This window comes from Streptomyces sp. NPDC079141 (assembly GCF_040686775.1).
Classification (GTDB): Bacteria; Actinomycetota; Actinomycetes; order Streptomycetales; family Streptomycetaceae; genus Streptomyces.
Genome location: NZ_JBFBLP010000006.1, coordinates 187,405 through 210,385, shown reverse-complemented (window position 1 = coordinate 210,385; position 22,981 = coordinate 187,405). Strand labels below are relative to the sequence as shown.

The following is a 22,981-nucleotide window of genomic DNA, read 5'->3' as shown; positions in this document are numbered from 1 at the left end:
TTCCACACCGACACCCGCGAGCGGCCAGGTTCCTTCCGCACCGACACGTGCGGCGGGCGAGCGGCCTGAGGCTTCTTCTGCCGTCACGTCTCCGGTGGATCAGCGGCCTGAGGCTTCTTCCGCCGTCACGTCTCTTGCGGGCCAGCAGCCTCAGACTTCCCCCGCTGTCACGTCTCCGGCGGGCGAGCGGCCTGAGGCTTCTTCTGCCGTTACGCCTGCGGCGGATCAGCGGCCTGAGGCTTCTTCCGCTGTCACGTCTCTGGCGGGCCAGCAGCCCCACGCTTCCCCCGCCCCCACACCCCCGGACGACCAGCGCCCTACCCACGACCTCGGCCGTCGTGCCCCTACCCCTGCGGCCTCCGCAGATGTGCCGACCCGGGACGCCCACGCGGACGCGCCTGCCGTGGGGGCCACCTCCGCGGCCTCCGGGGACGTATCGACCTGGGACGCTCACGCAGACATGCCCGCCGGGGCGGCAGCCCCTGCGGCCTCCGTAGACGTGCCGATCAGGGACGCTCACGCAGACATGCCCGCCGGGGCGGCAGCCCCCGCGGCCTCCGCAGACGTGCCGATCTGGGACGCCCACAACGACGTGCCCGCCGGGGCGGCAGCCTCCGCGCCCTCCACCGACGTGCCCACCCGGGACGCCCACGCGGACGCGCCCGACGCGGCGGCCCCCGCGGCCCCCGCAGACGTGCCCACCCAGGACGCCCACGCCAACGCGCCCGCCGCGGCCCCTACCCCCACAGCCGCCACCCCCACGCCCTCCACCGACGCGCCCTCGCGCGACGCCCACCCCACCCCCACCCAGGTCGCCCAGCCCAGCACCTCCACCGCCCCCAGCACTCCCACCGCCCCCAACGCCTCCACCGAGCTCGCCTCGCGGACGTGGTCGGAGGTTCGGTCCGAGACGCCGGTGCGGGGGGCCGTGCAGGGTTCTCCGCGTGCCGCGGGTGTGTCACTCGTCCGGGCGGAGGCCGAGACGGAGCGGCGGCAGGTGGCAGCCGTGAGCCGCAACGGGCCCGACCCGAACGCCGTCACCATGCCGCCGGGCGAGCTGCCCGGACCGGCGGTGCCGGCGGGCCGCCCCCGCCGAGGAGGCCGTCGTTCGCGCCTGGTCGCCGCCGCGGGTGTGGTCGTCGCCGGTGCTGCCGTGGCGGTCGCCCTCGCCGCGAACTCCGGCTCGCCCGACGGTGGCCAGGCGGGCTCGTCGCCCTCCTCCTCGTACTCGAAGTCGCCGTCCTCCTCGCCCACCGTCGGCGGCACGTCCCGGCCCCAGAGCCTGCCGCCCGGTGCCCATGAGGAGGCCGGCGGTTTCGCGTGGGCGACGCCCGAGGGCTGGCGGCGGGATGTGAAGACGGGGGCCGAGGTGCACTACACGTCCCCCGACGGCCGACAGGAGCTCGTCGCCAAGTCGTCCATCGCCCGCGGCGACCTGATGGAGACGTGGGAGACCTCGGAGCAGAACGCCCGCCAGGGCCAGGACTACCGGAAGATCCGCCTGGAGGAGACGACGTTCCGCGGCCACCCGGCCGTCGTCTGGGAGTACACGTTCACTCTCAAGGGCGTCTCCTGGCACGCCCAGTTGCTCGGCTTCAACGAGAGCGGCAAGTCGTACCAGGTCAACACGTGGTACCAGCCGGAGATCGAGCCCGAGGCCCTGAAGACGTACGACAAGGTCAAGGACAGCTTCACCGTGCTCTGACCAGGTCCCGGACATGAAGAAGGGGCCCCGCGGGGCCCCTTCACCACTCAGCCGATGTCAGCCGAAGTCAGCTGAAGTCATCCGAGATCAGCCGACGTTGACCTCGTCCACGTCGTCGACATCCGCGCTCACCTTCACCGCCGCGGCCGCCGCCGTCGGCGTACCGCCCCGCATCTTCTCCTTCACGAAGGCGATGGCCAGCACGACGCCCGCGACCAGCAGCGACAGCAGCACCGTCTGGCGCCCGTCGTGCTCCGTGTCGGTCAGCATGTAGCCGAGCACGAACACGATCAGGGCCGCCGTGGCATACGTCAGGTACGGGTACAGCCACATCCGCACGACCAGCTTCTCCGGCGACTCCGCCTGGATGATCTTCCGCATGCGCAGCTGCGAGAAGCAGATGACCAGCCACACGAACAGCGCGACCGCACCGGAGGAGTTCACCAGGAAGAGGAAGACGGAGTCCGGGAACTTGTAGTTGAAGAACACCGCCACGAAGCCGAAGACCACGGACGCGACGATCGCCGCCAGCGGCACACCCCGGGACGTGGTCCGCGCGAACGCCTTCGGCGCGTCGCCCCGCCGGCCGAGCGAGAAGGCCATCCGGGACGCCGTGTACAGACCGGAGTTCAGACACGACAGCACCGAGGTCAGCACGATGAAGTTCATGATCTGACCGGCGTGCGGAATGCCGAGGGAGTCGAGCGCGGCGACGTACGAGCCCTCGTCGGCGATCGCCTTGCTGTCCCACGGGAGCAGCGAGACCACGACCAGGATCGAGCCGAGGTAGAAGACGGCGACACGCCAGATGATGCTGTTGGTCGCCTTGGTGACCGCACGCTGCGGGTCCTCGGACTCACCGGCCGCGAGGGTGGCGATCTCACTGCCCATGAAGGAGAAGACGACCAGCAGTACACCGGTGAGGATCGCGCCCGGCCCGTTCGGCAGGAAGCCTCCGTGCTCGGTGAGGTTGCTCAGCCCGGCCTGCTCGCTGTCGACACCCGGCAGCAGCCCGAAGACGGCCAGCCCGCCGATGACGATGAACGCGGCGATCGCGACGACCTTGATGCCGGCGAACCAGAACTCGAACTCGCCGTAGGAGCCGACGGAGACGAGGTTGGTGGCGGTCAGCACCACCATCACGATGAGGGCCCAGGCCCACTGCGGTACGGCCGGGATCCAGCCCTCCAGGATCACCGCGCCGGCGGTCGCCTCGACGGCCAGCACGACGACCCAGAAGAACCAGTACAGCCAGCCGATCGAGAAACCGGCCCAGCGCCCGAGCGCCCGGTCGGCGTGTGCGGAGAACGACCCGGAGGTCGGGTTGGCGGCGGACATCTCACCGAGCATCCGCATCACCAGCACCACGAGCGTGCCGACGAGCGCGTACGACAGGAGGATGCCGGGGCCGGCGGTGGCGATACCGGAGCTGGATCCGACGAACAGACCGGCACCGATGACACCGCCGATGGCGATCATCGAGAGATGGCGGTTCTTGAGCCCGGCGTGCAGGCCGCCGGAGCCGTCTCCGGCCGTACCGGCCGTGTTCTTGGTCGGCTGCGAAGTCATGGAACGGATTTCCTTTGCGCCGTGGGGAGCGTTTTCCCGTACGAGCGGTGTACGAGTCGGGCCAGTGAATCGCAGGAGAACGGATTCGGGAACCTTTGATTCGGGATCGTTACTTGAGGTTTCCTTGAGCTTCTATAGTCTGGGTCACATTTGACCTGGCCGACACCCGCCACTGCCGCCCGGCAACACGCATGTCACACTCATCCCATGCGCGTGTATCTCGGCTCCGACCATGCGGGCTACGAACTCAAGAACCACCTCGTCGAGTGGCTCAAGGCGGCCGGCCACGACCCCGTGGACTGCGGCCCCCACATCTACGACGCCCAGGACGACTACCCGCCCTTCTGCCTGCGTGCCGCAGAGCGCACCGCGGCGGACCCCGAGGCCCTCGGTATCGTGATCGGCGGCTCCGGCAACGGCGAGCAGATCGCCGCGAACAAGGTGAAGGGCGTACGGGCCGCGCTGGCCTGGAGCGAGGAGACCGCGTCCCTCGGCCGCCAGCACAACAACGCCAACGTCGTAGCGGTCGGCGCCCGCATGCACACCCAGGACGAGGCGACGAAGTTCGTCGAGACCTTCCTGGCCACCCCGTTCTCGGGCGACGACCGCCACATCCGCCGAATCGACATGCTCGCCACCTACGAAACGACCGGCAACCTCCCCCCGATCCCGCCCCACCACCCCCAGCAGGACTGACCCCCGGCCCGCCCGGCGGATGCGGGCCACATCTCGGCGCCGACCGGCAGCATCCAGCCGCCCGGCGTTCGAGAACGGGCGCCAGCCATCCGCAGCCCCCACCCACCCGCAGGGGCGCAGCCCCAGGCCGGCCACACCTCAACGCCGGTCCGCATCCTCCAGCCCGTCCGGCGTTTGAGGACGAGGCCGTTCAGGCCGACGGGGTCCAGGGGCGGAGCCCCTGGTGGGGTTCAGGGGGCGGAGCCCCCAAGGGTTTCCAGGGGCGGCGCCCCTGGCTGGGGTCCAGGGGCAGAGCCCCGGTGAGGTGCAGGGGCGAAGCCCCGCAGGGGTTCAGGGGGCAGCGCCCCCTGGGCGGGGTCGAAGGGGCGGCAGCCCCTGGGGACGGGAATGGGTAGGGGCGGCGGGGGCGAAAACAGCCCCGCCCAACCCCCACCCCCACACGACAAAGGAGCCACCGTGCCTGAGGGGCACACCATTCACCGCCTGGCCCAGGACCACGCCGCAGCCTTCCTCGGCACGCCCACCCACGTCACCAGCCCCCAGGGCAAGTTCTCCGACGCCGCAACCCTCCTCGACGGCGCCGAACTCACCCACACCGACGCCCACGGCAAACACCTCTTCCTCCGCTTCCGCGCCGCCGACTGGATCCACATCCACCTGGGCCTCTTCGGCAAGGTCACCTTCGGCGCCACCCCCGCGCCCCCACCCACGGACACCGTCCGCCTCCGGCTCACGAACGCCACGTCGTACGTCGATCTCCGCGGCCCCACCACCTGCGCCCTGATCACGGACACCGAGAAGCAGGCGATACACGACCGCCTCGGCCCCGACCCCCTCCGCAAGGACGCCGACCCGAACACCGCGTACCGACGCATCTCCCGCAGCCGTACGACAATCGCCGCACTCCTGATGGACCAGAAGGTCATCGCAGGCGTAGGCAACGTCTACCGCGCCGAAGTCCTCTTCCGGCACAACATCGACCCCTACCGCCCCGGCAAGGACATCACCCCACCCCAGTGGGACGCGATCTGGTCCGACCTCGTCGACCTCATGCGCGAGGGCGTCCGCAACAACCGCATCGACACCGTCCGCCTCGAGCACACCCCGGACGCGATGGGCCGCCCGCCACGCGTCGACGACCACGGCGGCGAGGTCTACGTCTACCGCAGGGCCAACCTGCCCTGCCACATCTGTGGCGGCGAGATCCGCACCGCCGATCTCGCCGCCCGCAACCTCTTCTGGTGCCCGGTCTGCCAGAAACCCTGACGACAGGGCCTGGAACCGGCCTAGAACCCGTGCGGCAACCAGGGCGCCACCGCAGACCCGAACCCCACCGAAGCCTCCGCCAACGCCCCCGCCCGCAACTCCCGCACCCGCCCGGCCGCCCCCAGCGCCGTCAACGACACCCCGCCGAGATACGCCGACCCCAACTCCCGTACGGACAGCGCCAGATCCGCCGCGTCCGCCGTCCGCTCGCAGGACGCCCCCTTCGCGTCACCCGCCAGCCGCCAACGCCCCTCGTTCCAGGGGCAGAACGCGTCCTCGACCTCCAGCACCACGTCCACCGGCGCCTGGTACACCCGCGCCTGAAGCGCCGCACCCACGTCGACGAGCCGCACGTACAGCCCGTCGCGCAGCCGCGGTTCGCAGCGCCGCAGGTCCGACACCTGGTACTGCCAGGCCTCGTCGACCGGCCGCCCCCGCACCTTCAGCGACGTGGTGAGGTCGATGTCGAACAGGAACCGCCACAACGCCCCGTCCGCCGCCGGGTCCAGCGCGGCCAACTCCTCCAGGACCACCATGCCGTTGTGCCCGGTGACCCCCCAGCCCGGCTTGACGCGGAAGCGCGCGTACCCGACGGTCCCGCCATCCCGCTCGGCGAGGACGCACTGCAGCGGCGACGCCCCGTCCCGCCCGCTCTCCGGATCGAGCAGCCCCACCCGTTCCCAGCCGGGCCGCCGATAGGCGAGCAGCCCGGGCCGGCCGGGCACCAGCGCCGCGCGTACGGCCGTACACGCGTCCTGGACGTCCGCGGGCGCCGCGTACCGCAGCCGTACGTCATCGGTGCCGGCCGGAACCGACAGCCGTACCCGGCTCGTGTCGATCTCCGCGCTGACCTGGAAGGTCCCCGCGCCGTACCCGAACCGGCCGTAGATCGCGGGCTCGGACGCCGTCAGCACGGCCAACGGCTCGCCCCAGGAGCGCACATCGTCCAGCTGCCGCCGCATCATCGACGTCAGCACCCCGCGCCGCCGGTGCGTGGCGGCGACGCCGACCATGGTCACGCCCGCCGTGGGCACCGAGGCGCCCCCGGGCACCGTCAGCCCGAAGCTGAACGCCCCGGCCGTCCCGACGCACAGGTCACCGTCCCAGGCGCCGACGGAACGGTCGACCTCGGTGAGCTCGTTCCACAGTGCGCGCTCCTCCGCGGCCTCCGGCACCCCACCGAAGGCGCGCAGCAGGGTGTCGTACCACTCGTCCCAGTCGTCCGGCCGCAGCTCCCGCAGCTCGACCGCGGAATCGGTCGTTACATGTGTCCCCATGTGCCATGCCTACCAGGGCAATGCGGGGCGAGCCAGGGAATTTCCACCAGGTTGCGGCGGAGCGGCTTTTCGTGAAGTTCACTGTGAAGTCGAGCCTCGGACGGGGGACAAGTGGGACCTCCCGTGCCAAGCAGCTGGTCCGATGGATAGGGTCCCGAACTAATGGCAGCAGGACGAGAGCGGCGCACGGCCGCCGAGACGTTCACGGCCCGGGTGAAGATGCAGTGGCACCGGGTCCGCGTCGGCCTGCGCAGAAGCGCCGTCGACTACTTCCGTGGAGACGGCTCGGACTGGATCGCGCTGGCCGGTCTGCTGCTCACCGTCCCGCTGATCGCGGCCACCACCCTGGCCAACTCGGTGTGGTGCTCACCGGCCGCACTGGTCCTCCCGATCGTCGCCGGCGGACTGCTGCTGCGCCCGGCCAGCCTGCTCGGCCTGTACGCGGCCGCGGCCACGGCGCTCATCGTGGAGTCGGTGCAGCTCGGGCCGTACACCGAGGGCCCCTCCCGGGTCACCCCGGGCGTGGTGCTCGTGGTCGCGGCCTGCGGTTTCGTCGGCCTGCTGATCGCACAGTTCCGCAGCCGGGTCGGTGTGCCCTGGCGGCGCGGCGGCACCATGCTCTTCGACCTGCGCGAACGCATCCGGGTGCAGAGCAAGCTGCCGCAGCTGCCGAACAGCTGGCACCGCGAGATGGCGCTGCGGCCGGCCGGGGGCCAGTCGTTCTCCGGTGACTTCGTTGTCGCGGCCCGCACCAACGGCGGCCGCACCCTGGAGGTCGTCCTCACGGACGTCTCCGGCAAGGGCATGGACGCGGGCTCGCGGGCCCTGCTGCTCTCGGGCGCCTTCGGCGGCCTGCTGGGCAGCCTGCCCCCGCACGCCTTCCTCCCCGCCGCCAACGGCTACCTCCTGCGCCAGGACTGGGACGAGGGGTTCGCCACCTCCATCCACCTCGTCCTGGACCTCGACTCCGGCGACTACGAGCTGTACTCCGCCGGCCACCCGCCGGGCCTCCAGCTCAGCGCGGGCAGCGGCCGCTGGGAGGAGAAGGCGGCCGAGGGCCCGCTGCTGGGTGTGTACGACGGCGCCCAGTTCGACCCCGTGAAGGGCTCGCTGCGCCCCGGCGACGTGTTGATGCTGTTCACGGACGGACTCGTGGAGACCTCCGACCGCGACATCGTCGAGGGCATCGACCGGCTCACCGGCGAGGCCGACCGCTATGTCGCCGGCGGCTTCCACGGCGCCGCCTGGCATCTGATCGAGGCGGTCGCGAAGGACGTCAACGACGACCGGGCCCTGCTGCTGATCTGCCGCGAGGGGCCTACGGTCACGGCGCAGGCGGGGGTCCACGGATGACCTCCATGACGCCCCAGCCCCAGCCCTCGCCCCCGCTCGCTCTCGCCGAGGTCGAGTCCGTCGCCCGCGCCGCCCACGAGGGCCAGACGGACAAGGCGGGCCGCCCCTACGCCGAGCACCTCAAGGCCGTCGCCGACGGCGTCCGCGACCGCGGCGGCGACGCCGAGCAGATCGCGGCGGCCTGGCTGCACGACTCCGTCGAGGACGACGCTCTCTCCGAGCAGTGGCTGGACGAGGCCGCGCTGAGCCCCCGTACCAAGGCCGTGGTGCTCGCGCTCACCAAGCGCGCGGGCGAGCCGCCGGAGATGTACGCCGAGCGCATTCTCGCGACCCCCGGCGCACTGCTGGTGAAGGAGGCGGACCTGGCGCACAACGCGGACCCGGCCCGCCTGGCGGTCCTGGACGAGCCCACCCGCACACGACTCACCGAGAAGTACGCACGGATGCGCGCACTTCTCGGTCTGACGAACGTCTGACGGACGTCTGACGAGAGTCCGACGGCCTAGGCGCTGACCTTCTCGCGCGCGGGAGCGCCCTCACCGCGCTTCTCACGCTGGCGTGCCAGCTCTGCCGCGTCCCGCTTGAACGCCCACTTCATCTCGGGCTCCATCACGCACCGGAACACCCGCCGCACGGGCGCCGTGCACAGCAGGGTCACCCCGGCCGCCGCGACGACCGTCACGAAGATCTCTCCGGCCGGCCGGTACAGCCAGTCGTGGTCGTACCAGCCCTGGTAGTCCCCGGCCTTCACGAAGAACCCGTGCAGCAGATAGCCGTACAGGGTCCCCGCGCCGAGCGCCGTGAACCACATGTGCCGACGCGGCACCCAGGCGAAGAAGCACGCGGTCAGCACGAGCGAGCAGCCGAACATCGCGAGCACCATGACCGGCCCGGTCCACCACGGCGCACCCAGCTGCTGCGCGGCGTCGCGGTGGTAGAACCACCCGGTGTTCATCCGCGGCACCGACCACCAGCCGACGGCCAGCGCCAGCGCGAACACCGGCACGGACAGGATCCGCACCGCGCGCCGGCGCACCCACTGGAAGTGCTCGGCCTTCATGTTCAGACCCAGCACGAAGAACGGCAGGAACTGCAGCACGCGCTGAAGGTCCAGGTCGTTGCCGATCTCCGGTGTGACGGACGCCAGCATCGCGACGCCGAGGGCGACCGGCAGCGGCCGGCGGATGATCTTCCAGATCGGGGTGGTCAGCCGCCAGACGAACAGCGCGATCAGGAACCAGGTGAGGTACCAGGGGTCGAGCAGGCTGACCGCCATGTCCGAATCGTCGTCGATGGCGCGCTTGAAGAGCGAGTACGCCGTCTCGAAGACGACGTACGGCACGGCGACGCCGGTGATCAGCCGCCGCAGCCGGTCGGGGCGCATGTCGAAGCTGCGCGAGAAGTAGCCCGAGATGATGATGAACGCCGGCATGTGGAACGCGTACACGACCGTGTACAGGCCCTCCAGGATCCGGCTCTCGCCCTTGAGGGGCTCCCAGGCGTGGCCCATGGCCACCAGCACGATCGCCAGGAACTTGGCGTTGTCGAAGAAGGCGTCGCGCTGCTTGTGTTCGTTCTGCTGTATCTGCGGCGGGCGTGTGGGGGACGAGGCAGCGTGGAACATCTGAGGCACCCTAGCGGCGGCTGTGCGTATTCGTAAAACGCGCGACGTCATTCCTGGTTATTACGGGTGAACGCCGGGAAGGGCCAGGGGATTTCACCCCCACCCTCATCCAGTTTGTCCGGATACATCCGCACTAACTGGTGCATAAGTCCTTTGTCAGTGCTGTTGTTGTCATGCCTGTGATGACAATTCGAAATGCCTGCGAACGCGTTGTGTGGAGATGGAAACGATCGCTCCGAATTCCCCGTCCGAGTGTTGTCTCGAATTACTGTGCGGGGCGCGCCCGTCGCCCGCCCGCGCGGCCCAGCGCCGCCCGAACCGGCCGGAGTTGTGACCAACGATGTCCCACCCGCCGCATACGGCGGCCCTGTTGGTGGCACGATGGTTCTGGCGGGGGTGCGCGGGGATGGCGCCCCCGGGCCGGGAGAGCGGACCGACCGAGGGTGTGATCAGTTGTGGCCATTTCGCTGTCAGTGGTGCTGCTGTTGGCGATCATCATGGTGGTGTTGATCCGTGGCGGATCCCTCAAGGCCGGCCCCGCCGTCGTCGCCGTGCTCTTCGGCTTCTTCCTCGCCTCGACCGGCATGGCCGACGACATACAGCGGTTCCTCGACTCGCTGGCGGAGACCATCAACCAGATCCAGTTCTAGGCCCCCGGGGCGCCCCCGCGCGGCAACCGCACAAACGACTCGGGCCCGGTTCCGAAGAACCGGGCCCGAGACCGAGATGGAGCGGGCGACGGGAATCGAACCCGCGTAGCTAGTTTGGAAGACTAGGGCTCTACCATTGAGCTACGCCCGCACAGGACGCGCCGCAGGTCAGGTGACCGCGGCACTGGAGGCATCGTAGCGGGTCGGCGCCCTTCGGTGCACACCCCTTAAATGCGGCAGCCCCACTGCCTGCGGGCATGTACCCTACGTGTCGCACCAGACGGGGTGTGGCGCAGCTTGGTAGCGCGTCCGCTTTGGGAGCGGAAGGCCGTGGGTTCAAATCCCGCCACCCCGACCACCTCCTCGATCATCCTCGGTGATCGCCTTTGGGTCGTTCCGCGGCTGCGGTTACTATGCAAGCTGCGCGCCCGTGTGTCTTTCACTCCCTGACAGTCCTCCGGGCGGCGAATCCGCCGGACCAGTCTGGCCCCGGCAGAAACCAAGCAGTCAGCCACAAGGAGACCGAACCGTGAAGAGCGCCGTGGAGACCCTGAACCCGACCCGGGTTCGGCTCACTGTCGAGGTGCCCTTCGAGGAGCTCAAGGACAGCCTCGACGCGGCGTACAAGAAGATCAACCAGCAGGTCACGGTGAAGGGCTTCCGCAAGGGCAAGATCCCCGCCCGGGTCATCGACCAGCGGTTCGGCCGTGGCGCCGTGCTGGAGGAGGCCGTCAACGACGCGCTTCCGAAGTTCTACACGGAGGCGGTCAACGAGGCCGAGCTCAACGTCCTGGGCCAGCCCGAGGTCGACATCACCGAGCTGAAGGACGGCGAGACGCTGAACTTCACCGCCGAGGTCGACATCCGCCCGACCATCGAGATCCCGGACTACTCCGGCATCGAGGTCGAGGTCGACGCCATCGAGGTCACCGACGAGGACATCGAGAAGTCGGTCGAGCAGCTCCGCGAGCGCTTCGCCTCCACCTCCCCGGTGGAGCGCGCCGCCGAGGACGGCGACGTCGTCACCATCGACCTTGAGGCCAAGGTCGACGGCGAGGTCCTGGAGGACGGCATCGCCAACGGTGTCTCCTACACCATCGGCTCCGGCGAGCTGCTGGACGGCATCGACGACGCCGTGAAGGGCCTGGAGGCCGGGGCTGAGGCCACCTTCACCTCCGAGCTCAAGGGCGGCTCGGCGGCCGGCAAGGAGGCCGAGGTCACCGTCAAGGTCACCCAGGTCGCCGCGCGCGAACTGCCCGAGCTGGACGACGACTTCGCGCAGCTCGCCTCCGAGTTCGACACCCTGGAGGAGCTGAAGGCGGACAGCCGCAAGCGCCTCACCAACATGAAGCAGTACGACCAGGCCACGCAGGCCCAGGAGCGCGTCCTGGAGAAGCTGCTGGAGCTCGTCGAGGTGCCCGTCCCCGAGAAGCTGCTTGAGGACGAGATCAACACCCGCAAGCACAACCTGGAGCACCACCAGCTCGGCCAGATGGGCCTCGACCTCGCGAAGTACCTGGAGATCCAGGGCAAGACCGAGGAAGAGTTCGACGCCGAGACCAAGGAAGCCGCGGTCAAGGGCATCAAGACCCAGTTCGTCCTCGACGAGCTCGTCAAGCAGGAGAAGCTCAACGTCAACCAGGAGGAGCTCACCGAGCACCTCATGCGGCGTGCGGCCTCCTCCGGCATGTCCCCCGACCAGTTCGCCCAGGCGGTCGTCGAGGGCGGCCAGGTTCCGCTCCTGGTCGGCGAGGTCGCCCGCGGCAAGGCCCTGGCCGTCGTGGTCGAGAAGGCCACGGTCAAGGACACCAACGGCGAGATCATCGACCTGGACGAAGAGGACGAGGTCGAGACGGCCGCCGAGGTCGCCGCCGAGGCCACCGAGGCCGACGCCACCGAGGCCGACGCCGAGGAGAAGACCGAGGGCTGAGCACCAAGCCTTCGGCGCCTGTAACGCCGTAGGAAGGCCCCGGGGAACCCATTCCCCGGGGCCTTCTTGTCATACGGTGAGGATGGCGCCCCGAAACGGGCGCGGGGCTGTATCGACATGCGGCTCCGCCGCGGTGGGGGTCCCCCCGCGCGAGCGAAGCCGAGCGTGGGGGAGCGATCAGCCACGGACAACCCGCAGCCGCCCACGCACCAAAAGTCACCACGGCGCTACGCCCCCGGCGAACACCCTCCACTCCGGGATTCCCCGAAGGGACCAGCGCGTTAGGGTCCATGAATACGAGGGCAAGTGGAGTCAGGCGGCTCCAGCCCCGCAGGGAAACGTGAGACGGCCCGGCGCCGTCGTAAGACGAGCAGGTGGATACGTGACGAATCTGATGCCCTCCGCCGCCGGCGAGCCTTCCATCGGTGGTGGCCTCGGCGACCAGGTCTACAACCGGCTGCTCAACGAGCGGATCATCTTCCTCGGCCAGCCGGTCGACGACGACATCGCGAACAAGATCACCGCGCAGCTGCTGCTCCTTGCCGCCGACCCGGACAAGGACATTTACCTCTACATCAACAGCCCCGGCGGCTCGATCACGGCCGGCATGGCGATCTACGACACCATGCAGTACATCAAGAACGACGTGGTGACCATCGCCATGGGCCTCGCCGCCTCCATGGGCCAGTTCCTGCTCAGCGCGGGCACCCCGGGCAAGCGCTTCGCGCTCCCGAACGCCGAGATCCTGATCCACCAGCCCTCCGCCGGCCTGGCCGGTTCGGCCTCCGACATCAAGATCCACGCGGAGCGGCTGCTGCACACCAAGAAGCGCATGGCCGAGCTCACGGCTCAGCACACCGGTCAGTCGTTCGAGGAGATCACCCGCGCTTCCGACCGTGACCGCTGGTTCGACGCCGACGAGGCCAAGGAGTACGGCCTCATCGACGACGTCATCACCACGGCTGCCAACATGCCGGGCGGCGGCGGCACCGGGGCCTGAGCAGCCCCAGCAGGGGCCGGAAAGACCCCCGCACAGCCCCCAGCCGACCGCCTCAGCTCCTAGGAGACAGACAGTGAACGACTTCCCCGGCAGCGGCCTGTACGACCGCACGCGCGCCGAGTACGCGGGCCCGGTCGCCGAGTCCCGCTACGTGATCCCCCGCTTCGTCGAGCGCACCTCGCAGGGCATCCGCGAGTACGACCCGTACGCGAAGCTCTTCGAGGAGCGCGTGATCTTCCTCGGCGTGCAGATCGACGACGCCTCCGCCAACGACGTCATGGCGCAGCTGCTGTGCCTTGAGTCGATGGACCCCGACCGGGACATCTCGGTCTACATCAACAGCCCGGGCGGCTCCTTCACCGCGCTCACGGCCATCTACGACACGATGCAGTTCGTGAAGCCGGACATCCAGACGGTCTGCATGGGCCAGGCGGCCTCCGCCGCGGCCATCCTGCTGGCCGCCGGTACGCCCGGCAAGCGCATGGCGCTGCCGAACGCCCGCGTGCTGATCCACCAGCCGTACAGCGAGACCGGCCGTGGCCAGGTCTCCGACCTGGAGATCGCCGCCAACGAAATCCTCCGGATGCGCGCGCAGCTGGAGGAGATGCTGGCCAAGCACTCCACCACGCCGATCGAGAAGATCCGCGAGGACATCGAGCGCGACAAGATCCTCACCGCTGAGGAAGCGCTCTCGTACGGTCTGATCGACCAGATCATCTCCACCCGGAAGATGAACAACGCCGCCGTCCGCTGACGGAGAGGCTGTATCGTCTGCCGCTCCTTGGCACGGTTCACGACAAAGTGAACCGTGCCAAGGGGGGCCCGAACGAGGGCCCCGGCAAGGTACCGTCGGACATAAGGCAGCACCAGGAGCCGCTGGATTCGAAAGCGTCCAGGCGTCTCCCAGGCGAAGGGGAAGCACACCGTGGCACGCATCGGTGACGGCGGCGATCTGCTCAAGTGCTCGTTCTGCGGCAAGAGCCAGAAGCAGGTCAAGAAGCTCATCGCAGGGCCCGGTGTGTACATCTGCGACGAGTGCATCGACCTCTGCAACGAGATCATCGAGGAAGAGCTCGCGGAGACCAGCGAGGTGCGCTGGGAGGAACTCCCGAAGCCCCGCGAGATCTACGAGTTCCTTGAGGGATACGTGGTCGGGCAGGAGGCGGCCAAGAAGGCGCTCTCCGTCGCGGTGTACAACCACTACAAGCGCGTCCAGGCCGGCGAGAACGGCGGCGCCCAAGGTCGCGACGACGCCATCGAGTTGGCGAAGTCCAACATCCTCCTGCTGGGCCCCACGGGCTCCGGCAAGACGCTGCTGGCCCAGACGTTGGCCCGCATGCTCAACGTCCCGTTCGCCATCGCGGACGCGACGGCGCTCACGGAGGCGGGCTATGTGGGCGAAGACGTCGAGAACATCCTCCTGAAGCTCATCCAGGCCGCGGACTACGACGTCAAGAAGGCCGAGACGGGCATCATCTACATCGACGAGATCGACAAGGTCGCGCGGAAGAGTGAAAACCCGTCGATCACGCGCGATGTGTCGGGCGAGGGCGTCCAGCAGGCCCTGCTGAAGATCCTCGAAGGCACGACGGCCTCGGTCCCGCCCCAGGGCGGCCGCAAGCACCCGCACCAGGAGTTCATCCAGATCGACACGACGAACGTCCTGTTCATCGTGGGCGGTGCCTTCGCGGGTCTGGAGAAGATCATCGAGTCCCGGGCCGGCGCCAAGGGCATCGGCTTCGGCGCGACGATCCGCTCGAAGCGCGAGCTGGAGGCCAAGGACCAGTTCGAGGACGTCATGCCCGAGGACCTGGTCAAGTTCGGCATGATCCCCGAGTTCATCGGCCGCCTCCCGGTCATCACCTCGGTCCACAACCTCGACCGCGAAGCGCTCCTCCAGATCCTGGTCGAGCCCCGCAACGCCCTGGTGAAGCAGTACCAGCGCCTCTTCGAACTCGACGGAGTGGAGCTGGACTTCGAACGCGAGGCCCTCGAAGCCATCGCCGACCAGGCCATCCTCCGCCAGACCGGCGCCCGCGGCCTGCGCGCCATCATGGAAGAGGTCCTCATGTCCGTGATGTACGAGGTCCCGTCCCGCAAGGACGTGGCCCGCGTCGTCATCACCGCGGACGTCGTCCACTCCAACGTCAACCCGACGCTGATTCCGCGGGATGCGCGCGGGCGGGGGTCGGGCGAGCAGAAGACGGCGTAGCCAAGACGTGGAAAGGGCCCCCGGTCGACCGACCGGGGGCCCTTCGTCGTTGCTCCGAACGACAGGCGTCAGATCTTGACGCGAACTTCCTTGCGGAACTTGGCGGTGATGTCGGCGGCCGCCGTCGGGTCGGTCTCCTTGCCGGCCGCGATGTCGGCGATCTCCATGGGCAGCACGAAGCCGAGGGTGCTGTAGTCGCCCCAGATGCAGTACGTCATCTTCATCTCGGTCGGCTCACCCGAACCCGCCGTGGCGTCCTCGTTCTTCATGGTCGCCTGCTGGCACTTCAGCACGGTGCCGTCGAACCCCTCGGGGGTGTACGCCTTCGGGTCGCCCTCGACGGTGACGTCGTCCTTCTCCGCGTCCTTCTTCATGTACGCGAAGAGCGCGTCGACGGCCTTCTCGGGGTCCTCGATCTCGCCGTAGACGCCACCGAACGTGAGCAGCTTGCCCGCCAGCGGGTTGTCCTCGTCGCCCGCCTCGTAGTTCGCGCTGACGTCCTTGGGGTTCTTCACGCCCCAGTCCTCGGCGTTCTGAAGGTCCTCCTTCGTCATGCCGCCGTCCGAGCCGCTGTCGTCGGCCTTCTTGTACTCCGTGAGGACCGTGGCCGGAGTCGTCAGCTTGTGCGGGCCGTCGTCCCCGGCGGCCGAGCCGCTGTCGCCTCCGCCGATGACGAAGTACGCGCCGACCGCGATGGCCGCCACGACCGCGACCGCGCCGAGGATGATCCCCGTCTTCTTCTTGCCGCCGCCCGGGGCCGGGGGCTGCGGGGCGGCGCCGTAGGGCGGCTGCTGGCCGTACGGGGGCTGCTGGCCGTAGGGCGGGGTCTGCTGCGGGGCGCCCTGCTGGGGGTAGCCGTACCCCGGCTGCGGGGTCTGCGGCTGCTGGGGGTAGCCGTAGCCGGGCTGGGGGGCCTGCGGCTGTTGGCCGTACGGACCCGGCTGGCCGTACGGTCCGGGCTGCTGGGGCTGCCCGCCGTACGGGCCCGGCTGGTTGTAGCTCATTACTGGGTTCCCCTCCAGATGCTTATGTGGTCCTGACATCCTGGACCAGGCGGGGGGCGCGCGGTGCACCGGGGGGCGCACCGTTACAGAACAAAGGCGTTTCGGGACAGTGCCGCGACACCCCTAAACTGACCCCGTGACCGAGAACGCTCAGCAGCAGCCACCAGCGCCCAACACCGAACTGCCGACCCAGTACGCGCCGGCCGATGTAGAGGGGCCGCTGTACGAGCGCTGGGTAGAGCGCGGTTACTTCGAGGCTGACGAGAAGAGTGACAAGCCTCCGTACACCATCGTCATCCCGCCGCCGAACGTCACGGGCAGCCTGCACCTCGGGCATGCCTTCGAGCACACGCTCATCGACGCGCTGACCCGTCGTAAGCGCATGCAGGGCTTCGAGACGCTGTGGCAGCCCGGCATGGACCACGCCGGTATCGCCACGCAGAACGTCGTCGAGCGTGAGCTGGGGAAGGAAGGCAAGTCCCGGCACGACCTCGGGCGGGAAGCCTTCGTCGAGCGCGTCTGGCAGTGGAAGGGCGAGTCCGGCGGGCAGATCTCCGGGCAGATGCGGCGGCTGGGAGACGGCGTCGCGTGGTCCCGTGAGCGGTTCACCATGGACGAAGGGCTGTCGCAGGCCGTTCAGACCATCTTCAAGCGGCTCTACGACGACGAGCTGATCTACCGCGCCGAGCGCATCATCAACTGGTGTCCGCGGTGTCTGACGGCCATTTCGGACATCGAGGTCGAGTACCAGGACGACGACGGCGAGCTCGTCTCCATGAAGTACGGCGAGGGGGACGACACCATCGTCGTCGCCACCACGCGCGCGGAGACCATGCTCGGTGACACGGCCGTCGCCGTTCACCCCGACGACGAGCGGTACAAGCACCTCGTCGGCAAGCTCATCAAGCTGCCGCTCACCGAGCGTTCCATCCCGGTCGTCGCCGACACGCACGTCGACCCGGAGTTCGGCACGGGCGCCGTCAAGGTGACCCCGGCCCACGACCCGAACGACTTCGAGATCGGCCAGCGGCACGACCTGCCGGCCATCACGATCATGGACGAGCACGCCGTCATCACGGCCCACGGTCCCTTCCAGGGCCTGGACCGCCTGGAGGCCCGTTCGGCGATCGTCGCCGCGCTGCGCGCCGAAGGCCGGATCGTCGCCGAGAAGCGGCCGTACGTCCACTCCGTCGGCCACTGCTCGCGCTGCAAGACCACCATCGAGCCGCGGCTGTCCATGCAGTGGTGGGTCAAGGTCGGCCCGCTGGCGAAGGCGGCCGGTGACGCCGTCCGCGACGGGCGCGTCAAGATCCATCCGCAGGAGATGGAGAAGCGGTACTTCGACTGGGTCGACAACCTCCACGACTGGTGCATTTCACGGCAGTTGTGGTGGGGTCACCGGATTCCCGTCTGGTACGGCCCGAATGGTGAAGTCGTGTGCGTCGGTCCGGACGACGAGGCCCCCACCGGCGAGGGCTGGCACCAGGACACCGACGTCCTCGACACCTGGTTCTCCTCCGGCCTGTGGCCGTTCTCCACGCTCGGCTGGCCCGAACAGACCGAGTCGCTGGCGAAGTTCTACCCGAACTCCGTCCTGGTCACCGGCTACGACATCCTCTTCTTCTGGGTCGCCCGGATGATGATGTTCGGCCTGTACGCGATGGACGGCACCCCGCCGTTCCACACCATCGCCCTGCACGGCATGGTCCGCGACCAGTTCGGCAAGAAGATGTCGAAGTCCTTCGGTAATGCGGTCAACCCGCTGGACTGGATGGACAAGTACGGCTCCGACGCGCTCCGGTTCACCCTCGCGCGCGGTGCCAACCCCGGCGTCGACGTCCCGATCGGCGAGGACTGGGTCCAGGGTTCCCGGAACTTCGCCAACAAGATCTGGAACGCCACCCGCTTCGCGCTGATGAACGGTGCGACGGTGGACGGTCCGCTGCCGGACGCGTCGAAGATGTCCTCGACCGACCGCTGGATCCTCTCCCGTCTCAACTCCGTCGTCGCCGAAGTCGACGCGCTCTACGACGACTTCCAGTTCGCCAAGCTCTCCGACGCCCTCTTCCACTTCGCGTGGGACGAGGTCTTCGACTGGTACGTCGAGCTGTCCAAGACGACGTTCCAGGCGGGTGGTGAGCCGGCCGAGGTCTCCAAGCGGGTCCTGGGCGAGGTCCTCGACGTCACGCTCAAGCTGCTGCACCCGGTGGTCCCGTTCGTCACGGAGACCCTGTGGACCACCCTCACCGGCGGCGAGTCGGTCGTCATCGCCGACTGGCCGACGGACAGCGGCTTCCGTGACGCCGACGCCGAGCGGGAGATCGAGAGCCTGCAGTCGGTGATCACCGAGGTCCGCCGTTTCCGCGCCGACCAGGGCCTCCAGCCCGGCCAGCGCGTCCCGGCCCGCCTGACGCTGGACGGCACGGCCCTTGCTCCGCACGAGGCCGCCATCCGCCAGCTGCTGCGCCTCCAGCCGGAGGGCGAGGGCTTCGCGGCCACGGCGACCCTCCCGGTCGCGGGGGCGGAGGTCGCCCTCGACCTCTCGGGCACGATCGACGTCGCGGCGGAGCGCAAGCGCCTCGCGAAGGACCTCGCCGCCGCCGAGAAGGAGAAGGCGCAGGCCACGGCGAAGCTCGGCAACGAGGCGTTCCTCGCCAAGGCCCCCGACAACGTCGTGGAGAAGATCCGCGGCCGCCTCGCCAAGGCGGACGGAGACATCGCCCGGATCCAGGCCCAGCTGGACAAGCTGCCGGAAGCGTAAGTCGTTTTGCGCTACTGAAGGCCCCCGGCGCTGAGAGCGCCGGGGGCCTTGTCCAACCCAGGGGCGCGGGGCTGTATCGATGTGCGGCTCCGCCGCGTGGGCGCGACCAGCCCCAGTGCACCCGCACCCGCCGACAAGGACCAGCCACCCCACTCCGTGGGCACGCTGTCAGTCCCCCTCCGTAGACTGGGCCTCGTGAGCGACCAGAACGAGCCCGACTCCCTCGACCCCTTCGAAGAGATCATCGCGGACGAGACCGACCGCGACCCCGACCTCGCGGTCATCGAGGCCGGCAGCCGTACCCTGCGCACCCAGGGCGGCCTGCCGCAGGCCGACGTACCGGCCCGCCCCGAGGACCCCGAGGTCGACAAGGCGCTCCGGGAAGTCGAGGCGGAGCTCGCCACCCGCTGGGGCGAGACCAAGCTGGAGCCGTCCGTCAGCCGTATCTCCGCGCTGATGGACGTGCTGGGCGACCCGCAGCGCTCGTACCCCTCGATCCACATCACGGGGACGAACGGCAAGACCTCCACCGCCCGCATGATCGAGGCCCTCCTGGGCGCCTTCGAGCTGCGCACCGGGCGCTACACCTCGCCCCACGTCCAGTCGGTCACCGAGCGCATCAGCCTCGACGGCGCCGCCATCTCCGCCGAGCGGTTCATCGAGACCTACAACGACATCAAGCCGTACGTCGAGATGGTCGACGCGCAGCAGGAGTACCGGCTGTCCTTCTTCGAGGTGCTGACGGGGATGGCGTACGCCGCCTTCGCCGACGCGCCCGTCGACGTGGCCGTCGTCGAGGTCGGCATGGGCGGCTCCTGGGACGCCACCAACGTCATCGACGGTGACGTCGCCGTCGTCACGCCCATCGACCTCGACCACACCGACCGGCTCGGGGAGACGCCCGCCGAGATCGCCGCCGAGAAGGCCGGCATCGTCAAGCAGGACGCCACCGTGATCCTGGCCCAGCAGCCGGTCGACGCGGCGCAGGTGCTGCTGAAGAAGGCCGTCGAGGTGGACGCCACCGTCGCCCGCGAGGGCCTGGAGTTCGGTGTCGTCTCCCGGCAGGTCGCCGTCGGCGGACAGGTCGTCACCCTGCGCGGCCTGGGCGGTGAGTACCCCGAGGTCTACCTCCCGCTGCACGGCGCCCACCAGGCGCACAACGCCGCCGTGGCGCTCGCCGCCGTCGAGGCGTTCTTCGGTGTGGGTGCCCAGCGTGCCGAGTCGCTCGACATCGACACCGTGCGCAAGGCCTTCGCGGCCGTCTCCTCGCCGGGCCGCATGGAGGTCGTACGCCGCTCGCCGACCGTCGTCCTCGACGCCGCGCACAACCCGGCGGGCGCCCGCGTGACCGCCGAGGCGCTTCAGGAGGCCTTCGACTTCAGCCGGCTGATCGGTGTGGTCGGGGCCAGCGGGGACAAGAACGTCCGCGGGCTGCTGGAGGCCTTCGAGCCGATCTTCGCCGAGGTCGTGATCACCCAGAACTCCAGCCATCGCGCGATGGACGCCGACGAACTGGCCGCGATCGCCGTCGAGGTGTTCGGCGAGGAGCGGGTGCAGGTCGAGCCGCGGCTGCCGGACGCCTTGGAGGCCGCGATCACGCTGGCCGAGGAGGAGGGCGAGTTCGCGGGCGGCGGTGTGCTCGTCACCGGCTCGGTCATCACTGTCGGCGAGGCCCGGCTGCTCCTGGGGAAGGGCTGAGGTTTTCGAGAATGCGTACGCTCTGTGCTTCGACCCTGATCGGCGAGTTCTTCGTCATCGGCTTCGCCGGTCTGGTCGCGATGAAGGATCCCGACCTGTCCATGACGACGGTGTGGACGGTCAGCGGGATCGCGATGTTCCTGTGCCTGCTGCTGTGCGGCCTGGTCACCCGGCCGGGCGGCATCGCCCTCGGCTGGGCCCTCCAGGTCGGTCTGATCGCCGCCGGCTTCGTCGTTCCCACGATGTTCTTCATGGGGGCGCTGTTCGCGGTCCTGTGGTGGGCCTCCGTGCACTTCGGCCGGAAGATCGACGAGGCGAAGGCGAGATTCGCGGCGCAGGCGGACGCGTCGACGCCCGACGCGGCGTGACGCGGCCCGCCCCTCTATACCTGACGCTGAGTAACAGGCGCCCGGACACGCCGGGTAACCTCGTCTTCCCGCACACCCTTGATGCACTAAGGAGCCCGTCGTGACTCAGCGCACCCTCGTCCTGCTCAAGCCCGACGCCGTCCGTCGTGGCCTGACCGGCGAGATCATCAGCCGCATCGAGCGCAAGGCCGGCTGGCAGATCACCGCGCTGGAGCTGCGCAGCCTGGAGCAGGAGACGCTGGAGCAGCACTACGGCGAGCACAAGGGCAAGCCCTTCTACGAGCCGCTGGTCGAGTTCATGTCCTCCGGTCCGGTCGTCGCGCTGATCGTCGAGGGTGAGCGGGTCATCGAGGGCGTGCGCGCGCTCGCCGGCCCGACCGACCCGATCGCCGCCGCCCCCGGCTCCATCCGCGGCGACTACGGCGTGATCGTCCGCGAGAACCTCATCCACGCCTCCGACTCCGAGGAGTCCGCCGAGCGCGAGGTGAAGATCTTCTTCCCCGGTCGGGTCTGATCCACGAGCGCAGATGACAGAGCCCGGAGGCATTGCCTCCGGACTTTCTGGCATATGCGGGGCGTTCGGGGGAACGAGAGTCCCCGAACGCCCGTCTCCAGAAGCGAACCCGCACATCATCTGCTGACAATGGCGAAGGACCCTCACGCCGTGTTCGCGAAGGCGCGTCTACGATGGAAGCCTTCACGTCACAGCACCCACTTCGCCGACCTGAAAAGCCATCAAAAGCTCCCAGGAAGGCCAGACGAATCCTGATGGGGAACTCAATGTCGTTCATCGGCCGTGACATGGCTGTCGACCTCGGGACCGCCAACACGCTGGTGTACGTCAGGGGTCGCGGGATCGTACTCAACGAGCCGTCCGTCGTCGCGATCAACACCAACACCGGTGGCATCCTCGCGGTCGGCGCCGAAGCGAAGAAGATGATCGGGCGGACCCCCGGCAACATCGTTGCCGTACGTCCGCTGAAGGACGGCGTGATCGCCGACTTCGAGATCACCGAGCGGATGCTCCGCTACTTCATCCTGAAGATCCACAAGCGGCGGTATCTGGCTCGTCCGCGGGTCGTCGTCTGTGTGCCCTCCGGCATCACGGGCGTCGAGCGTCGCGCCGTCATCGAGGCGTCGTCCCAGGCCGGCGCCCGCCAGGTGCACATCATCGAGGAGCCCATGGCCGCGGCCATCGGCTCCGGCCTGCCGGTCCACGAGGCCACGGGCAACATGGTGGTCGACATCGGCGGCGGCACCACGGAGGTCGCGGTCATCTCCCTCGGCGGCATCGTCACCGCCCAGTCCATCCGGGTCGCGGGCGACGAGCTGGACAACGCGATCATCCAGCACATCAAGAAGGAGTACTCGCTCCTGCTGGGTGAGCGGACGGCCGAACAGATCAAGATCACGATCGGTTCGGCGTACGACCTCGACGCTGACGAGCACACCGAAATCCGTGGCCGGGACCTGGTGTCCGGGCTGCCCAAGACCGTCGTCATCTCGGCCGCCGAAGTGCGCAAGGCGATCGAGGAACCCGTCAACGCCATCGTCGATGCCGTCAAGACGACCCTCGACAAGTGCCCGCCGGAGCTGTCCGGCGACATCATGGACCGCGGCATCGTCCTCACCGGCGGCGGCGCCCTGCTGCGCGGCCTCGACGAGCGGCTGCGCCGCGAGACCGGCATGCCGATCCACATCGCCGAGGACCCGCTGGACAGCGTGGCGCTCGGCTCCGGCAAGTGCGTAGAGGAGTTCGAGGCGCTCCAGCAGGTGCTGGACGCCCAGCCGCGCAGATGACGTAACTCTTCGATTCCGCCGTACGAGACGATCTCCTCTCGTACGGCGGATCGTTGATATAGAGGCAT

General features: G+C 69.1%; 19 protein-coding genes and 2 tRNA genes. 16 read left to right on the top strand and 5 right to left on the bottom strand.

What is annotated here, in order from left to right:
* The first annotated feature begins 526 nt into the window (after nucleotides 1–526).
* Nucleotides 527–1,705: a hypothetical protein gene (locus AB0Q90_RS19480; RefSeq protein ID WP_363160245.1), complete on the top strand. Its 1,179-nt coding sequence runs from the start codon at nucleotides 527–529 to the stop codon at nucleotides 1,703–1,705.
* Nucleotides 1,706–1,792: 87 nt separating this feature from the next.
* On the opposite strand, the gene AB0Q90_RS19475 is transcribed toward AB0Q90_RS19480, so the two are convergent.
* Nucleotides 1,793–3,274: an amino acid permease gene (locus AB0Q90_RS19475; RefSeq protein WP_363160244.1), complete on the bottom strand. Its 1,482-nt coding sequence runs from the start codon at nucleotides 3,272–3,274 to the stop codon at nucleotides 1,793–1,795.
* 207 nt (nucleotides 3,275–3,481) lie between these two features.
* On the opposite strand from AB0Q90_RS19475, the gene AB0Q90_RS19470 reads away from it, so the two are divergent.
* Both AB0Q90_RS19470 and AB0Q90_RS19465 read left to right on the top strand, forming a co-directional pair.
* Nucleotides 3,482–3,970: a ribose-5-phosphate isomerase gene (locus AB0Q90_RS19470; RefSeq protein WP_363160243.1), complete on the top strand. Its 489-nt coding sequence runs from the start codon at nucleotides 3,482–3,484 to the stop codon at nucleotides 3,968–3,970.
* A 456-nt stretch (nucleotides 3,971–4,426) separates the two neighbouring features.
* Nucleotides 4,427–5,236, top strand: a complete 810-nt coding sequence (locus tag AB0Q90_RS19465; RefSeq protein WP_363160242.1) for a DNA-formamidopyrimidine glycosylase family protein — start codon at nucleotides 4,427–4,429, stop codon at nucleotides 5,234–5,236.
* Between the two features lie 20 nt (nucleotides 5,237–5,256).
* Here the strand turns inward: AB0Q90_RS19465 and AB0Q90_RS19460 are convergent, their stop codons facing one another.
* On the bottom strand, nucleotides 5,257–6,513 hold the full coding sequence (locus AB0Q90_RS19460) for a GNAT family N-acetyltransferase (protein ID WP_363160241.1): 1,257 nt from the start codon (nucleotides 6,511–6,513) through the stop codon (nucleotides 5,257–5,259).
* 162 nt (nucleotides 6,514–6,675) lie between these two features.
* Between AB0Q90_RS19460 and AB0Q90_RS19455 the strand changes: the two genes are divergently transcribed.
* Complete coding sequence (locus tag AB0Q90_RS19455) at nucleotides 6,676–7,866, top strand: PP2C family protein-serine/threonine phosphatase (RefSeq protein ID WP_363160240.1); 1,191 nt, start codon at nucleotides 6,676–6,678, stop codon at nucleotides 7,864–7,866.
* Between the two features lie 5 nt (nucleotides 7,867–7,871).
* Nucleotides 7,872–8,342, top strand: a complete 471-nt coding sequence (locus tag AB0Q90_RS19450; protein ID WP_363160239.1) for an HD domain-containing protein — start codon at nucleotides 7,872–7,874, stop codon at nucleotides 8,340–8,342.
* A gap of 26 nt (nucleotides 8,343–8,368) precedes the next feature.
* On the opposite strand, the gene AB0Q90_RS19445 is transcribed toward AB0Q90_RS19450, so the two are convergent.
* Nucleotides 8,369–9,490: an acyltransferase family protein gene (locus AB0Q90_RS19445; RefSeq protein WP_363160238.1), complete on the bottom strand. Its 1,122-nt coding sequence runs from the start codon at nucleotides 9,488–9,490 to the stop codon at nucleotides 8,369–8,371.
* Nucleotides 9,491–9,945: 455 nt separating this feature from the next.
* Between AB0Q90_RS19445 and AB0Q90_RS19440 the strand changes: the two genes are divergently transcribed.
* A complete protein-coding gene (locus AB0Q90_RS19440) occupies nucleotides 9,946–10,140 on the top strand; it encodes a hypothetical protein (RefSeq protein WP_363160237.1) in 195 nt (64 codons plus the stop codon).
* A 77-nt stretch (nucleotides 10,141–10,217) separates the two neighbouring features.
* On the opposite strand, the gene AB0Q90_RS19435 is transcribed toward AB0Q90_RS19440, so the two are convergent.
* Nucleotides 10,218–10,291: transfer RNA gene (locus tag AB0Q90_RS19435), tRNA-Gly, on the bottom strand.
* A 130-nt stretch (nucleotides 10,292–10,421) separates the two neighbouring features.
* Here AB0Q90_RS19435 and AB0Q90_RS19430 point away from each other — a divergent pair.
* From AB0Q90_RS19430 to clpX, 5 genes are all read left to right on the top strand, one after another.
* A tRNA-Pro gene (locus AB0Q90_RS19430) sits at nucleotides 10,422–10,498 on the top strand.
* Nucleotides 10,499–10,669: 171 nt separating this feature from the next.
* On the top strand, nucleotides 10,670–12,070 hold the full coding sequence (gene tig, locus AB0Q90_RS19425) for a trigger factor (protein WP_363160236.1): 1,401 nt from the start codon (nucleotides 10,670–10,672) through the stop codon (nucleotides 12,068–12,070).
* A 394-nt stretch (nucleotides 12,071–12,464) separates the two neighbouring features.
* Complete coding sequence (locus AB0Q90_RS19420) at nucleotides 12,465–13,070, top strand: ATP-dependent Clp protease proteolytic subunit (RefSeq protein ID WP_181922768.1); 606 nt, start codon at nucleotides 12,465–12,467, stop codon at nucleotides 13,068–13,070.
* A 73-nt stretch (nucleotides 13,071–13,143) separates the two neighbouring features.
* Nucleotides 13,144–13,824: an ATP-dependent Clp protease proteolytic subunit gene (locus tag AB0Q90_RS19415; RefSeq protein ID WP_363160235.1), complete on the top strand. Its 681-nt coding sequence runs from the start codon at nucleotides 13,144–13,146 to the stop codon at nucleotides 13,822–13,824.
* A gap of 171 nt (nucleotides 13,825–13,995) precedes the next feature.
* The gene (gene clpX, locus AB0Q90_RS19410; RefSeq protein ID WP_067003552.1) at nucleotides 13,996–15,282 is read left to right on the top strand and encodes an ATP-dependent Clp protease ATP-binding subunit ClpX; all 1,287 of its coding nucleotides are present in this window, start codon (nucleotides 13,996–13,998) and stop codon (nucleotides 15,280–15,282) included.
* Nucleotides 15,283–15,350: 68 nt separating this feature from the next.
* Here the strand turns inward: clpX and AB0Q90_RS19405 are convergent, their stop codons facing one another.
* Nucleotides 15,351–16,286 (bottom strand): hypothetical protein, encoded by a 936-nt coding sequence (locus AB0Q90_RS19405; protein WP_363160234.1) that lies wholly within the window; start codon nucleotides 16,284–16,286, stop codon nucleotides 15,351–15,353.
* Nucleotides 16,287–16,422: 136 nt separating this feature from the next.
* Between AB0Q90_RS19405 and AB0Q90_RS19400 the strand changes: the two genes are divergently transcribed.
* The 5 genes from AB0Q90_RS19400 to AB0Q90_RS19380 all read left to right on the top strand — a co-directional run bounded on the left by AB0Q90_RS19400 (nucleotide 16,423) and on the right by AB0Q90_RS19380 (nucleotide 22,913).
* Nucleotides 16,423–19,047, top strand: a complete 2,625-nt coding sequence (locus AB0Q90_RS19400; protein ID WP_363160233.1) for a valine--tRNA ligase — start codon at nucleotides 16,423–16,425, stop codon at nucleotides 19,045–19,047.
* 195 nt (nucleotides 19,048–19,242) lie between these two features.
* Complete coding sequence (locus AB0Q90_RS19395; protein ID WP_363160232.1) at nucleotides 19,243–20,745, top strand: folylpolyglutamate synthase/dihydrofolate synthase family protein; 1,503 nt, start codon at nucleotides 19,243–19,245, stop codon at nucleotides 20,743–20,745.
* A gap of 11 nt (nucleotides 20,746–20,756) precedes the next feature.
* On the top strand, nucleotides 20,757–21,113 hold the full coding sequence (locus tag AB0Q90_RS19390; RefSeq protein ID WP_363160231.1) for a DUF4233 domain-containing protein: 357 nt from the start codon (nucleotides 20,757–20,759) through the stop codon (nucleotides 21,111–21,113).
* Nucleotides 21,114–21,213: 100 nt separating this feature from the next.
* Entirely contained in the window at nucleotides 21,214–21,627 is a 414-nt protein-coding gene (gene ndk / locus AB0Q90_RS19385; protein ID WP_363160230.1) for a nucleoside-diphosphate kinase, read from the top strand.
* 266 nt (nucleotides 21,628–21,893) lie between these two features.
* The gene (locus AB0Q90_RS19380) at nucleotides 21,894–22,913 is read left to right on the top strand and encodes a rod shape-determining protein (protein ID WP_004931372.1); all 1,020 of its coding nucleotides are present in this window, start codon (nucleotides 21,894–21,896) and stop codon (nucleotides 22,911–22,913) included.
* The last annotated feature ends 68 nt before the right edge of the window (nucleotides 22,914–22,981 follow it).

Excerpts from the sequence above, each read along its gene's own strand:
- AB0Q90_RS19480 (WP_363160245.1), top strand. The coding sequence starts at position 527 with ATGCCCGCCGGGGCGGCAGCCCCCGCGGCCTCCGCAGACGTGCCGATC.
- AB0Q90_RS19475 (WP_363160244.1), bottom strand. The coding sequence starts at position 3,274 with ATGACTTCGCAGCCGACCAAGAACACGGCCGGTACGGCCGGAGACGGC.
- AB0Q90_RS19470 (WP_363160243.1), top strand. The coding sequence starts at position 3,482 with ATGCGCGTGTATCTCGGCTCCGACCATGCGGGCTACGAACTCAAGAAC.
- AB0Q90_RS19460 (WP_363160241.1), bottom strand. The coding sequence starts at position 6,513 with ATGGGGACACATGTAACGACCGATTCCGCGGTCGAGCTGCGGGAGCTG.
- AB0Q90_RS19455 (WP_363160240.1), top strand. The coding sequence starts at position 6,676 with ATGGCAGCAGGACGAGAGCGGCGCACGGCCGCCGAGACGTTCACGGCC.
- AB0Q90_RS19450 (WP_363160239.1), top strand. The coding sequence starts at position 7,872 with ATGACGCCCCAGCCCCAGCCCTCGCCCCCGCTCGCTCTCGCCGAGGTC.
- AB0Q90_RS19445 (WP_363160238.1), bottom strand. The coding sequence starts at position 9,490 with ATGTTCCACGCTGCCTCGTCCCCCACACGCCCGCCGCAGATACAGCAG.
- AB0Q90_RS19420 (WP_181922768.1), top strand. The coding sequence starts at position 12,465 with ATGCCCTCCGCCGCCGGCGAGCCTTCCATCGGTGGTGGCCTCGGCGAC.
- AB0Q90_RS19405 (WP_363160234.1), bottom strand. The coding sequence starts at position 16,286 with ATGAGCTACAACCAGCCGGGCCCGTACGGCGGGCAGCCCCAGCAGCCC.
- AB0Q90_RS19390 (WP_363160231.1), top strand. The coding sequence starts at position 20,757 with ATGCGTACGCTCTGTGCTTCGACCCTGATCGGCGAGTTCTTCGTCATC.
- AB0Q90_RS19380 (WP_004931372.1), top strand. The coding sequence starts at position 21,894 with ATGTCGTTCATCGGCCGTGACATGGCTGTCGACCTCGGGACCGCCAAC.